This is a genomic window from Phyllobacterium sp. 1468 (assembly GCF_031455525.1).
In the GTDB taxonomy this organism is placed as follows: domain Bacteria; phylum Pseudomonadota; class Alphaproteobacteria; order Rhizobiales; family Rhizobiaceae; genus Phyllobacterium.
Window position 1 is genome coordinate 199,400 of record NZ_JAVDSX010000005.1, and the last position, 13,920, is coordinate 213,319.

The window sequence follows — 13,920 nt, forward strand, 5'->3', positions numbered from 1 at the left end:
CCTTGTAGCCCTATTCGAACTGGCAAAAGGTTCTCGATTGCGTGACCTGGTTCAGACGTGACTGTGCATGGTTGCGCCACCTTTGGAGCATTGAAACGCAATCAAAGGACGGGGGTATCCACCAAAGAGACTACGCCTTTTACCCGCTGCGGCGCATTTTTCTCCGGCTAAATCTAACGGTATAATTACAGGGGGAACGGGGGCCTTGTAAGCGTATGTTTATCGATGCGAGAGAACTTCCATGCGGATCTGTACTCCATACGGAAATCTGCATTATCGGCGGCGGGGTGGCAGGTATAACGCTTGCTTTGGAATTTGCGCGGCGCGGCATAGAAACATGCGTCCTAGAAGGCGGCGGACTCAAGTTCAACGCGCAGTCGCAAGCGCTCTATCGCAGCGAAAATGTCGGTCTTGACTATGATCTTCACGCCACCAGGACGCGGCAACTGGGCGGCAGCTCCAATTGCTGGGGCGGGTGGATACGGCCCTTCATAGACATCGATTTCGAGCGAAGGGATTGGGTTCCAAACAGCGGCTGGCCAATCGATCTCACCGAAGTGGAACGGTACTATCACCGTGCGAACGATCTCGTTAAGGTCAATGACCATAGCTTTGAACCGCAGTTCTGGCGCGAGCAGCTTTCTCCCAAACAGGTTCAGTTACTGGAGTTGAACGATGGATCGCTCGAGACGATCGTCAGCAAGTTCAGCCCTCCGACGCGGTTTGGACGCGACTACCGCGCTTCCTTGGCTGCTGCCCGGACGACCAAGGTGCTTCTCAACGCCAACGTCACCGAGATCGCCACCAATGATGATGCTTCCGTTGCGACGGGTGTCCATGTTGTGTCGTCGGCGCAGAAGCCGTTTTTCGTCCGGGCAAAGCGGACAATACTGGCGGCGGGCGGTGTCGAGAACGCCCGGCTCATGCTTCTTTCGAACAAGGTGGCGCCGGCTGGGCTTGGCAACGAGCACGATGTGGTGGGCCGTTATTTCATGGAACATCCGCGTATCCGGCAAGGGCAGGTGACGCCGTCCAGCACGGCGGCGGCGTTCCGTTTTTATGATGCGCGTCACACGTATCACAATCCCGAGCTTGCCGTGGATGGCACCAGCGCCAGCGCCCATTTCGGACTTGCCGAGCACGTGCAGCGGGAGGAAAAGCTGGTCCAGTGCCGAACCTATTTCCGCGCTTGCCGGGCAGGCGAAAACAGCGACGTGACCGAACGCTTTCATGAACTCTATAGCGCAATCCAGCGGAGAAACTACCGGGACCTCAAGTTGCGAACGTTTGCCACTGTGGCGCGTGGCAGTCCCAACCTGATGGCCTCCTTGATCTATCGCAGGCTGAAACTTGCGGCGAAATCGGATCATTTCCAGATCGAGAGTGTTGTCGAACCTGTCCCGGATCGCGAGAGCCGCGTCACGCTCTCCCGGCAACGCGACAGTCTTGGACTAAACCGGGCGGAACTGAACTGGCGGGTGGGCGATCTCGAGAAACGCACGCACCGGCGCATGCTGGGATTGATGAAGCAGCAGCTCGAAGGTTCGGGTATGGCGCGCGTCGATATGCAGCAGGAAGACGAAGGGCAGCAACATCCCATCATAGGTTGCAATCATCATATGGGCACGACGCGCATGCATGTGGATCCGCGTCTTGGCGTGGTGGATCAGAATTGCAAAGTCCACGGCATGCACAATTTGCACGTCGCCGGCAGTTCGGTCTTCCCTACATGCGGCAACGACATGCCGACGCTGACGATCGTGGCCCTGACCTTGCGCCTTGCCGATCACGTTACGATGATGCTTGGAGTGTGAGGGTCACGCCAACTTCGGCCGTCAGTTGTTTCCGGCCCAGGACGGCCGGCGTGGTATGCCATAATCATCGTCCGGCGGAGAGCCAGTGGACACGCAGCCGCTCAGGGCCATGAGAACGAGCATCAGGAATAGTCGCATCTTTGCCTCCAAACGCGCGGGCCCGTTCAAGAGACGTATAAGGGAGCGCTGTTTTGGTTCTTAGTGGCGATGCCAAAAACTGCACGCTGCAGCGCGCACGGTCAATTCACAATGGCGTTTGAGCCGACCTCTCCGCTATCCTCGGCTTGACCCGAGGACGGAGAGGGAAGTGCATTCAGACAGAACTGCAAACGCTCTAGCGGCTAAATTCCTCGAAGAGCTGATCTACCTTCGCCTGCGCCGCGGTGAGCAGTGTGATGCAATCGCCCTTGTTGATGGGTTTGCTCAGCCGGGTCGTGCCATTTTTCAAGCCGCTATCCAGTTTGGATACGTCCTCGTCGTTGAAAGTCGTGTCCGTGTCGAACTTCCTCACCCAGCGTCTGACGGCATCCCGCTTGGTCCTGTAGAGAGGGTCACTGCAGGCGTAGGATAATTTCATCAGATCGAATTGGGCCTGCATGACGGCATCACCCTGCTCAACCCTGGTCCCCGCCAGATATACGCCCAAGAACAACGAAACAGTCAGCATTCGTCCCCCTATGCCCCGCTCGAATCACCCCATTGATGAGCAGTACCCTCGAAGATACCGGCTACGCATGTGCCGGAAAGTAGCTCGTTCGATTGAGAGCCTAGGTTGAGACTCTGCTGCTGCGATCACCCTGACGCGGTTTTCTGCGCTTCCGGTGCTCGGGGTTGTGCTTTTCGCAAGGGCAACCGCAAAAAATTGCGCCAAACGTCTTCGCCGCAGCGACGTTCCAAACGGGCTCTGAGAAAGGGGGCGGTCACGTTCGTTCGTGGCAGCGAGGTAGACGTCAATCGCCCGCCCGACCCCATTCTAAAGCTAATGGCAGTCGCGCCCGCGATGCTAGTATCTCATACCGCGCAAGATCGCTACCCTTGGCTAGCGCTGCATATTCATCAGTTCCGGCATCGACATCATGTTCGCATTGAGATTGGCCATGATGATCATTGAACCGAACACAACAAGGGCAACGACGAAGACGCCAAAGGCCAGCGCAAGGATGTTGTTGAGGCTGTCGGGTGCGCTCGAAATGTGAAGAAAGAAGACGAGGTGAACGCCCATTTGGGCAATCGCCAATACCGCGAGCAGGATCGGCACGCCCGGTCCCCAGACCAGATCGGTTCCAGCAACCCAGAATGAAGCCAGCGTCAATATGACCGCAAAGACCAGTCCGATGAGGTAGCCCTGCCAAGTTCCCCCGGCCACCCGCAGTGCACCGGCCTCCTGATCCTCGGTCGTTTCAATGGGTTCGGCCATCAGTGGGCTCCAAGATAAACGATTGTGAAAACACCAATCCAGACAATATCGAGCGCGTGCCAGAACAGGCTGAAACAGCGTAGCCGCCGCAGGACCATGGGACGGAAACCGAGCGTCAGCACCTGCGCGAACATTACCAGCAACCAGAACAAACCCGCCGACACGTGCAGGCCATGTGTGCCCACCAGAGTGAAGAAGGCGGACAAGAAGGCGCTGCGATCGGGCCCGGCGCCGCTCTCAATCATGCCGTGGAATTCAGACAGTTCCATGCCGACAAAGGTGGCGCCGAGCAGGAACGTGACCGCGCCCCAGGCGGTGGCAGGGACCAGTTTGCGCTGTTCGACGGCCAAGGACATCAGGCCGCAGGTGAAACTTGACGCGAGAAGGATAGCAGTCTCCACAAGGACGCGGCTGCGATCGAAGAGATCGTCTCCCGATGGCCCGCCTGCCGTCTCATGCGACAACACTGCAAATGCCGCGAACAATGCCGCAAATATAACGATGTCGCTGAGGAGAAACAGCCAGAAGCCGAAACTGACCACCACATTCCTCGGTGCGGGACCACGTTCCGACAGGGGGACTTCAAGGGCTTCAGCGCGCGTCGGAGCATGTGTGCTCATGTGGCGGCTCGCTGCCGTTGGCTCCCGACGATCTGCTCGACCTCGTCAGAAACGCGCCAGGCGTGAGCAAGAATGGTCATGAGCGCGCCTATCAATCCGGCAACAGCCATCCACCAGATATGCCAGATCAACGCAAAGCCGGCCATGACGGCAAAGAACGCCAGCACGAACCCGATAGGGCTGTTGCGGGGAACTGCGATCGATTTCGGATCGGGACCATCTTGAAGGCGGGATTTGGAACTTTTCTTTGCTTCCCAATGAGGGTCAAGGCCGTTTACCGCCGGCAAGACGGAATAGTTCCACGCGGGAGGCGGAGAAGCTGTGGACCATTCGAGTGTGCGCCCATCCCATGGATCGCCGGTAGGATCGCGTCGCTGGTCACGTGTGCGGATACTGACCACGAGTTGGACGCCGGTGAGGACGATACCGGCTAGGATGACGATTGCGCCAAGCAGCGCGACGAGCATCAGAGGTTGCCACCCGGCAACATCATAGTGCTGCATCCGACGTGTCGCGCCCATGAGGCCCAGTATGTAGAGCGGCATGAAGGCCAGATAGAAACCGATAAACCAGCACCAGAAAATTGCCTTTCCGATACGCTCGTCGAGCTTGAAGCCAAAAGCTTTGGGAAACCAGAACGTATATCCGGCAAAAGCACCGAAAAGCACGCCGCCGATGATCACATTATGGAAATGCGCCACGAGAAACAGGCTATTGTGCAGGACGAAATCCGCTGGGGGAATAGCAAGCAAAACGCCTGTCATCCCGCCAACGACGAAGGTAACCATGAAGCCCAGCGCCCAATAGACCGGCGCATCGAAGCGGAGACGGCCGCCATAAAGCGTGAACAACCAGTTGAAGACTTTCACGCCGGTCGGTACCGCGATGATCATCGTCATGATGCCGAAAAATCCGTTGATGTCGGCCCCTGCGCCCATAGTGAAGAAGTGGTGCAACCACACCATGAACGAGAGCACGCATATTGCCATGGTGGCGATGACCATCGAGCGATAACCGAACAGTGATTTGCCGGAAAAGGTGGCGATAACCTCGGAGAAAACGCCAAATGCGGGCAGGATCAGAATGTAGACCTCCGGATGGCCCCAGGCCCAGATGAGGTTGATATACATCATGGCATTGCCGCCAGCCTCGTTCGTGAAGAAATGAAATCCGAGGTAGCGATCGAGAAGGAGCATCGCAAAGGTTGCGGTCAGGATCGGGAAAGCCGCAACGATCAGAAGATTGGAAGCGAGCGCAGTCCAGCAGAAGATCGGCATCCTCATATACCCCATGCCGGGCGCGCGCAGTTTCAGGATGGTGGTGGTGAGATTTATGCCTGACAAAAGTGTGCCTGCGCCAGATATCTGCAGCGCCCAGAGGTAATAATCGACACCCACTCCGGGAGAGTAGGCCAATTCCGACAGAGGCGGGTAGACCAGCCACCCTGTCCGTGCGAACTCGCCAATGAAGAGTGACATATTGACCAACAATACACCCGCTGCCGTCAGCCAGAAACTGACCGAGTTCAAAACGGGAAACGCCACATCGCGGATACCGAGTTGCAATGGCACAACGAAGTTCATCAGGCCGACCATGAAGGTCATCGCCACGAAGAAAATCATGATCGTGCCGTGGGCGGAGAATATCTGATTGTAATGCTCTGGTGGCAGATAGCCCTGCGCGCCGCCAGCTGCCAGCGCGAGTTGAGAGCGCATCATGATCGCGTCGGTGAAGCCACGGACCAGCATGACAAGGGCAAGCAGGATATACATGACGCCTATGCGCTTGTGATCGACGCTGGTGATCCATTCGGACCAGAGATATGGCCACCAGCCTTTCCAGGTGACAAGCAGCAATATCGCCAAGATCGTTAGCATGACCAGCAGGGATGCGATCATGGGAATTGGCTGGTCGAAAGGGATGGCGGCCCAGCTGAGCTTTCCAAGCATGTCAGGTTCCGTCAGAGATTGAGGGTGCCGAATGGTGCCCGGTGGGGGATGTACCGGATGCGGGGTTGTTGGAATTCACGATATCATTGAACAGGTTCTCCTCGACCTGACCAAAGGTAGCCGATGCTACCGCGGAACTCGGGCGCGCCAGTTGCGCGTAGCTCGCCTTGTCCAAACTCCCGCCAGCGGCGCGTGTGTTCGCGGTCCACTGGTCGAAGTCCTGCTGCGGCATTGCATCGACCATAAAGCGCATATCCGAAAAGCCTTCGCCGCTGAATTGTGCCGAAAGTCCCGGATACCTTCCCGGCTTGTCTGCGAGCAGATTCAGCCGCGTCGTCATGCCCTCCATTGTATAAATCTGGCTGCCGAGTTGCGGCACGAAAAAACTGTTCATTACAGTTGCCGATGTAAGCTGAAAGCGTATCGGAACGCCTGCCGGCACCGTGAGGCTGTTTACGCTTGCGACGCCCAGATCGGGATAAATGAAGAGCCATTTCCAGTCGAGAGAAACCACCTGAACGTCAAGTGGCGCGACGGTGCCGGAATCGATCTGCTTACGGGGATCGAGATCGTGGGAACCAATCCAGGCAATGCCGCCGAGAAAAAGCACTACCATCGCGGGTATCGACCAGACGATCAATTCGATCCGTCCGGAATAGGACCAGTCGGGCATATAATTCGCCCGCGCATTGCTGTGCCGAAACCACCAGGCGAACCCGAGAGTGAGCACAATGACAGGAATGATCACCGCCAGCATGATCGTTGTCGCGTTCAGCAATATCGTATTCTGTGCAGCACCAACCGGCCCTTGCGGGTCAAGAACGCCGCTGCGCCAGTAGGAACCCGCCACATCAGACATGACGTAATGACCAGTAACCGGATTGTCTCATTAACGAAGCCCCTTTTGCTAACCCGGTTCCAAGTTGCAATGGCGATGGCGCGTCAGTTCGGCAGGGCGAAAGCGATAATTTCGTCGCTGACCTTTGGAGTGAGGATTGAGTTACCTCCCGCTGCAAACACGACATATTGTTTGCCTTTATATTCATAGACTGCCGGAAGCGCGACAGCCGGAGCCGACACGAGAGATTTCCACAACACCTTGCCGGTTGCAAGGTCGAGTGCACGCACCATCGAGTCCATGGAAGCGCCGATGAAGATCAAGCCGCTCGCGGTGATGACTGGACCTCCCAGGGTGATCGACCCCCACGACTCAGGCATATAAAAGCCATACTGCTGAACCTGGCCGAATGGCACGTCCCAAAGCTGCTTGCCGGTTTTAAGATCATAGGCAGCAATTGACCCATAGGGAGCTTCCAGCAAGGCATTCCCAGAGGATTGAGGAATGTCGTGAGCTGGACCCCATAAGGTGCGCCCGTCATCGGAAAGAAACCGCCGGTTTCCAGGCCCCCGGCAGTTGCTGCCTTGTCATATTCAGCACGCGGGATCAGCTTGTAGATCTGCACTGCACTCGAATAATTGACGACGAAGGTGCCGCTCGACGGGTCGACCGCTCCGCCACCCCACTCGATGCCTCCAATCGTACCCGGATAAACAAGAGACCCTTCAAGGCTGGGCGGTGTAAACCGGCCTTCGTCGCGCAAAGTCGCAGCGGTGCGGCTGCAATAGCCGAAGCTCACGATGTCAGCCAAGCCAAAAACGCCTGGCCATTTGTCTTCCACAACGGATTTCGGCAGCGGCACGTAGGGTTGTGTCGGCGCCGCAGTCTCTCCCGGTACGGTTGAAGCAGGGAAGGGGCGTTCCTCGATCGGGTAGACAGGCTCGCCGGTTTCGCGGTTGAGGACATAAAGAAAACCCTGCTTGGAGGTCTGCACCAGCGCAGGAATTGTCGCTCCATCCTTCTGGATATCGATCAGCGTCGGTGCAGAATTGGTGTCGAGATCCCAGATATCATGATGCACGAGTTGCCTCGACCAGACGACTTTGCCGGTGTCCACATCAAGCGCAGTCACGGATGTCCCGAGCGAGATCGCGTCCAGCCGGTTGCCGCCGAAAAAGTTTGGACTGGGCGAACTGACCGGCAAAAACAACAGGTTGCGGTCACGATCGACAGCCATGCTTGCCCAGACGTTTGCCGTACCGCTCTTGGCCGCGTCTGCCGCATCCAGGGCGTGGAATGTCCAACGCAGGGCGCCGGTGCGTGCATCGAGTGCAAAAACAGTGCCGGGTGGATCGACCGCGTCTGCCCAGTCTTTGCCGGCCCAGCCGACAAAGAGGAAATCCTTGTAAACGGTTGGAGGCTGGAGAATGGACAGCGGCCATTTGGCGTTTTCAACATTCCACTGGTTGATATCCACCACACCGCCCTTGCCGAAATCGGCGCAGGGCTTGCCCGTGTCTGCATCAACGGAATGCAGCTTCGCGTCCATCGTGCCGATGTAGATGCGTTTCTGGCATGCCTGCGAAGCGTCTGGGGCATCCGCCTGCCAGTAGGCAACGCCGCGGTTCTTGAGGTCGGGCTGCGTCAGCGCTTCAAGAACAGCATTGGTATCATAACTCCATTTGACCTTTCCCGTATCGGGTTCGAGTGCAAAAATCCGGTAAAAGGGCGTGCCAAGATAGACTGTGTCATTGACGAAAAGCGGCGTCGCCGACCACACCGTAGGCGGAAGATCGGCCTGCGGACCAGAGGCTGGCGGCCGATTGTGCATGCCGGCCGGAGGCGGTCCGCCGGATGAAACGTCGCCAGTATGCGTTCGCCATGCCACCGCAAGATTCCCCACATTTTGCGGGGTTATCTGCTTCAGGGGCGAGAATTTTTGTGCAGCAAGGTCACCATTGTAGGTGCTCCATTCGACGTTTTGAGCCCGGAGTTCACCACTGGTTGCCGTCAATGCCACAACAGCCAGCGCCGACAATAAATACTTTGTCCACATCACGTCGGTCACCATTGCAAAAGCTTGGTTCAGGCAAACGCGCGACGCCGTCTGAACACGTGGAGAATCCAGCCAAGAAGGCTGACGAGCATAAGGATCACAAGTGTTTGACTATGCAGGAGGTACCCGGCGAATGATGTGCCGGCGATATTGAGGATAGAAGAGACGATGAAGAACGACCGGAGGAACCCGGCATTCAATTTGGCAAGCGCCATACCGAACAGGGCGAGCAGAATGGTGGAAGCAATCACCAGAAGCGTTCCAGGCTCGCCGGCGATACCGCTATCGGGATTGAAGTAGTTGACGATCGAAACGATGAACCCGCCAAACGATGCCAGCACCATGAGTGCGGTTCCAGCATCATTGATGATTCCAGAATTTTTGGCCATCGTCCCTCGCAGCGATAGTATTGAAGCAAGCGGGTGGCAAAGTCTAGCCGGATTTTTACAGACAGATAGCTCTTTTGATCAGTCTATTTGCAGTAATTGCCCAACATACCTAAACAATGCTGCATACGCTGTATAAACATCTTCGCCTAAAGAGAGATGCAATTCGCTGATCCGGTCGGGAGGCGACGGGGCAAGGATCAATCCGGATGCGACCAATCCGTGTTCGCGTTTGCCCAGACGAGTTCGCTGCGCTAGATTGCCGTGACCCACGGACCGGTTTTCGGCATTCATTGGTGTTTTGCACTTACGAGATGGACGGCCTAAGTGCCTGCCGCGGATTGGCCCGGCCGTTTTTTTTGACGATGGAGTATCGATGTGAGTTCATGCAATCACCGCGGGCAAATTCGCGACGTCGTTCCAAAATCGCTTGGATGCGCGGAATGCCTGGCGCTTGGGACACCTTGGGTGCATCTGAGGCTTTGCCGTTCATGTGGTCACGTCGGGTGCTGCGACTCTTCGCAAGGAAGACATGCGACGGCGCATTTTCGAGCGACCGGCCACCCCATCATTGAAGGTTACGATCCCCCAGAGGGCTGGGGCTGGTGTTACGTCGATGAGGTCATGGTGGAATTACCGGACCAAACCGAGCAGCTTGGCCCGATACCACGGTTTACCTGATGGTCGAAAGGCAGTTCTGCTGGCTCCCGGCCATGGCAACGGCTCACCGCGTGTGACATCCCGCCAAATGCAGCGTCTCCGCAAGTTGTATCATTGAAGAAATGGTAGCGAAGGAGGGATTCGAACCCCCGACACAAGGATTATGATTCCTCTGCTCTAACCTACTGAGCTACTTCGCCCCATATGTCTCGCGACCCGTAGATGGTTTGCCTGCGAAAGGAACCGGGAGGCTGCGCTGTCAAAGCGACAGGGACGGGGCGGGATATATGGGGGTGGCAACACGCTGTCAAGCAATGTTAGGCCGCTTTTTATCTCCCCCTTGCGGGGAAGAAAGGATTTTCCTGGAATTTGGCCTCTTCGCCAAATCCTTGGAAAATCCAGGAGAGGGAATTTTCCGCAAAAGCACGCCAATTTATCCCTTCTCTCGTAATTTCTGAGACTTGGTTGACGCCAAGAGGCTGAAATCACTTTCTTCACCACAAGGGCCGAGATGACGGCCAACCTTTCCGCACAATTCAGGTGCAATGCCCGGAGGCGGGACTTGTCATAGTTTCGTCGTACGGATATTGGATGCCGACATGAACAAGGCTGAAAAGATGGCTCCACGGATTGCAGTGCTGGGTTGCGGTTACTGGGGGAGCAACCATATCCGTACATTGAAGAGCCTCGGCGCTCTTTATGCCGTCGCCGACCAGAACAGCGATCGTGCTGCCGGCTTTGCCGCCGAGCAGGACGTTTTGCACATCGAGGTCGAAGACCTTTTCACCCATCCCGACGTTGACGCCATCGTCATGGCCCTGCCGCCGCAGTTTCATGCGGAAGCGGCTATCCGCGCCGTCACCAATGGCAAGGATGTGCTGGTCGAGAAGCCGATCGCCTTGACTGTTCCCGATGCGGAAGCGGCCGTAAAAGCGGCGCACGACAATGGCCGCATTTTCATGGTCGGCCATGTGCTGCGTTTTCATCCTGCGTTCGAAAAGCTGCTCGATCTTATCAAGGCCGGCGATCTCGGCAAGGTGCGCTATATCCACTCGCACCGGCTTGGTCTCGGAAAGTTTCATACGGAAAACGATGCGCTGTGGGATCTCGCGCCGCACGACCTGTCGATGATCCTGGCGATCACGGAGACCGAACCGCTGGAGGTGCGCGGCGAGGGCGCCGCCGTACTGGACCACTTGAGTGATTTCGCGCATCTGCATTTGCGTTTTCCGGATAATGTGCGCGGTCACCTGTTTGCCTCGCGACTAAACCCGTATCGCGAACGCCGCCTGACCGTAGTCGGCACCAAGGCAATGGCGGTGTTCGACGACATGGAGCAATGGGACAAGAAGCTCGCCGTCTACAAGCATTCGATCTGGCAGGATGACGGCCAGTGGGCGTCGACGACGGAAGAGCCGACATATATCAAGGTCGCACAGGGTATGCCGCTGACTCGCGAGTGCCAGAGTTTTATCGAGAGCATCCAGACACGCAGGCAACCGAAGACGGACGGCGAAGAGGCCATCCGCGTCTTGCGGATTTTGACCGCGGGAACTGTTGCCCATAACAAGAGTGAGTGAGCATTCGGCCGCATTGCTCTCTTTGGCAACCATTGTTACAAGGCCCCACAAACTTTGAACGGCAAGCTATGGCAGACCTATCGCTGCCTCTTTAGAGACTTGCTTGACCGCGGCAGATTCGCGGAAGACAGATTGGAGCAATGATGCAGTTCATCGATCTCGGCGCGCAACGTGAACGGATTAGCGGCAAACTCGACGCGGCGATCGCCAAGGTTGTGCGTGAGGGTAAATACATTCTCGGACCGGAAGTTGCCGAGTTTGAAAAACGTCTGGCCGAATATATCGGTGTCGAGCACGTTGTCGCCTGCGCCAATGGTACGGACGCGCTGCTTATTCCGCTGATGGCCAAGGGGATCGGTCCCGGCGATGCGGTGTTCTGTCCGAGTTTCACCTTTGCTGCAACTGCCGAAGTGGTGGCATTGGCCGGTGCAGAGCCGGTTTTTGTCGATGTCGATCCCGACACTTACAATATCGATGTCAAGCAGCTCGAAGCCGCTATTGCCGCCGTGCGTGCGGAAGGCCGGCTTACGCCGAAAGCGATCATTCCCGTTGATCTGTTTGGGCTGGCAGCCGATTATACGTCGCTGTCCGCAGTCGCCTCCCGTGAGAACCTGTTCGTCATCGAGGATGCGGCGCAATCTATCGGCGGCAAGCGCGACAATGCAATGTGTGGCGCCTTCGGCGATGTAGGAGCGACGAGCTTTTACCCCGCGAAGCCTCTCGGTTGCTATGGCGATGGCGGCGCCATGTTCACCAATGATGCGGCGTTCGCTGAACTGCTGCGTTCCGTCCTTTTCCATGGCAAGGGCGAGACGCAATATGACAATGTACGTATCGGCCTGAATTCGCGCCTCGATACTATTCAGGCGGCGATCCTCATCGAAAAGCTCGCCATTCTCGAGGACGAGATGGAAGCGCGGCAAGTGATTGCCAGGCGCTATGCCAATGGCCTCAAGGATATCGTTAAAGTCGCATTGATGCCGGAAGGTTCGCGCTCGGCCTGGGCACAATATGCGATCGAGACCAAGAATCGCGATAAATTGAAGGCGCACCTGCAGGCAAATGGCATTCCGTCAGTGATTTATTATGTGAAGCCACTGCATTTGCAGGAAGCTTATGCGCATTACATGCGGGCGCCGGGCGGCTTGCCGGTTTCAGAAACCTTGCCGAAGAAAATTCTGTGCCTGCCCATGCATCCATATTTGAGCACCGATGACCAGGACCGGATTATCGGCACGATCCGCGAGTTCCATGAAAAAGGGGCCTGACGGCCCCATTTCCTTTACCTCGAATTGATCTGATCAGGCGTGCTGGCCTTGCTGGGCAAGCCGCTTCAGCATGGCTTCCGCCTGCGGGGCGCGTTCGGAGCGGCCAATGAAGCCGCCTCCAAAGACACGGGCGGTGTTGCTGTCGTCTGAATACAGCACGCAGGCCTGGCCAGGTGCGATACCGCTTTCGCCATCGACCAGCTCGACCCACGTCTCGCCGGCCTGATGATGCAAAACGGCCGGGCGCGGCGGGCGGGTGGAGCGAACCTTGGCGTAAACCTCGACGCCGCCTGCCGGAATATCGTCCAATGCGTCGTCGCCCAGCCAGTTGACGTTGCGCAAGAAGACCTTGCGGGTTTCAAGCGCTTCGCGCGGGCCCACTATGACGCGGGCATTGGCGGCATCGAGATGGATGACATAAAGCGGATCGCCGGTGGCAACGCCAATGCCGCGGCGCTGGCCTATTGTGTAGTGCACAATGCCTTCATGGCGCCCGAGCACGCGCCCGTCGATGTGAACGATATCGCCGGGATTGGCAGCTTCCGGCTTCAGTTTCGAAATAATGTCCGAATATTTGCCCTGCGGTACGAAGCAGATGTCCTGGCTGTCCTGCTTGTTTGCGACGGTAAGACCGAGCTCCTCGGCAATAGCACGGGTTTCCGGCTTCGTCAGACCACCGAGCGGGAAACGCAGGTAATCGATCTGTTCCTGCGTGGTGGCAAAAAGGAAATAGCTCTGGTCCTTGTCGGTATCGACGGGGCGGAACAGGGCACGATGCGCTCCGTTTGCACTGCTGCGGATATAGTGACCAGTCGCCAAGGCGTCGGCACCAAGATCGCGGGCGGTCTGCAGCAGATCAGCGAATTTCACGGTCTGGTTGCAGGAAACGCAGGGAATCGGTGTTTCGCCACTGACATAGCTTGCGGCAAAGGGATCGATGACGGCTTCACGAAAGCGGGCTTCGTAGTCGAGGACATAGTGCGGGATGCCGAGACGTTCGGAGACGCGGCGCGCATCCTCGATATCCTGACCGGCACAGCAGGAACCAGCCCGATGGGTCGATGCGCCATGGTCATAGAGTTGCAAGGTGACGCCAACGACATCATAGCCCTGGCGTTTGAGAATGCCTGCCACAACAGAAGAATCCACGCCACCAGACATGGCAACGACGATACGAGTGTCTTCCGGTCTTCCCGGCAGATCGAGATTATTCAATGTCATAAGCGGATCCGTTTTCGTCGCGGCATATAAGCGCAGCGCTTTGTCGGCTCTATATAGGGCATCGACCCGGACTTGCCAATAAGAGACCGTTTGAAACTCTACTGCGACGAC

Annotated in this window: 13 protein-coding genes and 1 tRNA gene; 4 read left to right on the forward strand and 10 right to left on the reverse strand. The window is 57.0% G+C overall.

Features of this window, described 5'->3' with window-relative positions; genetic code table 11:
• Window positions 1–215 precede the first annotated feature (215 nt).
• Window positions 216–1,814 carry a GMC family oxidoreductase gene (locus J2X72_RS15585; protein ID WP_310073305.1) on the forward strand — a complete coding sequence of 533 codons (1,599 nt, stop codon included), beginning with the start codon at window positions 216–218 and terminating at the stop codon, window positions 1,812–1,814.
• A 334-nt stretch (window positions 1,815–2,148) separates the two neighbouring features.
• On the opposite strand, the gene J2X72_RS15590 is transcribed toward J2X72_RS15585, so the two are convergent.
• From J2X72_RS15590 to J2X72_RS15625, 8 genes are all read right to left on the reverse strand, one after another.
• Window positions 2,149–2,481 carry a hypothetical protein gene (locus J2X72_RS15590; protein ID WP_210003175.1) on the reverse strand — a complete coding sequence of 111 codons (333 nt, stop codon included), beginning with the start codon at window positions 2,479–2,481 and terminating at the stop codon, window positions 2,149–2,151.
• 372 nt (window positions 2,482–2,853) lie between these two features.
• Complete coding sequence (gene cyoD, locus J2X72_RS15595) at window positions 2,854–3,231, reverse strand: cytochrome o ubiquinol oxidase subunit IV (RefSeq protein ID WP_310073308.1); 378 nt, start codon at window positions 3,229–3,231, stop codon at window positions 2,854–2,856.
• Window positions 3,231–3,851, reverse strand: coding sequence for a cytochrome o ubiquinol oxidase subunit III (cyoC, locus tag J2X72_RS15600; protein ID WP_310073310.1), 621 nt, complete (start codon window positions 3,849–3,851; stop codon window positions 3,231–3,233). Before cyoC ends, cyoD begins: the two co-directional genes overlap by 1 nt.
• Window positions 3,848–5,800 carry a cytochrome o ubiquinol oxidase subunit I gene (gene cyoB, locus J2X72_RS15605; RefSeq protein WP_310073311.1) on the reverse strand — a complete coding sequence of 651 codons (1,953 nt, stop codon included), beginning with the start codon at window positions 5,798–5,800 and terminating at the stop codon, window positions 3,848–3,850. Before cyoB ends, cyoC begins: the two co-directional genes overlap by 4 nt.
• 1 nt (window position 5,801) lies before the next feature.
• The gene (gene cyoA, locus J2X72_RS15610; protein ID WP_210003171.1) at window positions 5,802–6,659 is read right to left on the reverse strand and encodes a ubiquinol oxidase subunit II; all 858 of its coding nucleotides are present in this window, start codon (window positions 6,657–6,659) and stop codon (window positions 5,802–5,804) included.
• A gap of 83 nt (window positions 6,660–6,742) precedes the next feature.
• A complete protein-coding gene (locus J2X72_RS15615) occupies window positions 6,743–7,054 on the reverse strand; it encodes a hypothetical protein (protein WP_310073313.1) in 312 nt (103 codons plus the stop codon).
• On the reverse strand, window positions 6,958–8,694 hold the full coding sequence (locus J2X72_RS15620) for a PQQ-binding-like beta-propeller repeat protein (protein ID WP_310073619.1): 1,737 nt from the start codon (window positions 8,692–8,694) through the stop codon (window positions 6,958–6,960). Before J2X72_RS15620 ends, J2X72_RS15615 begins: the two co-directional genes overlap by 97 nt.
• A gap of 29 nt (window positions 8,695–8,723) precedes the next feature.
• A complete protein-coding gene (locus tag J2X72_RS15625) occupies window positions 8,724–9,083 on the reverse strand; it encodes a hypothetical protein (protein ID WP_310073315.1) in 360 nt (119 codons plus the stop codon).
• Between the two features lie 375 nt (window positions 9,084–9,458).
• Here J2X72_RS15625 and J2X72_RS15630 point away from each other — a divergent pair, with 375 nt between their 5' ends.
• On the forward strand, window positions 9,459–9,761 hold the full coding sequence (locus J2X72_RS15630) for a UBP-type zinc finger domain-containing protein (RefSeq protein WP_210003168.1): 303 nt from the start codon (window positions 9,459–9,461) through the stop codon (window positions 9,759–9,761).
• 102 nt (window positions 9,762–9,863) lie between these two features.
• On the opposite strand, the gene J2X72_RS15635 is transcribed toward J2X72_RS15630, so the two are convergent.
• A tRNA-Met gene (locus J2X72_RS15635) sits at window positions 9,864–9,940 on the reverse strand.
• A 417-nt stretch (window positions 9,941–10,357) separates the two neighbouring features.
• Between J2X72_RS15635 and J2X72_RS15640 the strand changes: the two genes are divergently transcribed.
• Together J2X72_RS15640 and J2X72_RS15645 are read left to right on the forward strand one after the other, a co-directional pair.
• Window positions 10,358–11,320, forward strand: coding sequence for a Gfo/Idh/MocA family protein (locus J2X72_RS15640; RefSeq protein ID WP_210003338.1), 963 nt, complete (start codon window positions 10,358–10,360; stop codon window positions 11,318–11,320).
• 143 nt (window positions 11,321–11,463) lie between these two features.
• Window positions 11,464–12,588, forward strand: coding sequence for a DegT/DnrJ/EryC1/StrS aminotransferase family protein (locus J2X72_RS15645; protein ID WP_310073623.1), 1,125 nt, complete (start codon window positions 11,464–11,466; stop codon window positions 12,586–12,588).
• 33 nt (window positions 12,589–12,621) lie between these two features.
• Here the strand turns inward: J2X72_RS15645 and mnmA are convergent, their stop codons facing one another.
• Entirely contained in the window at window positions 12,622–13,809 is a 1,188-nt protein-coding gene (gene mnmA / locus J2X72_RS15650; protein WP_210003167.1) for a tRNA 2-thiouridine(34) synthase MnmA, read from the reverse strand.
• Window positions 13,810–13,920: the final 111 nt, after the last annotated feature.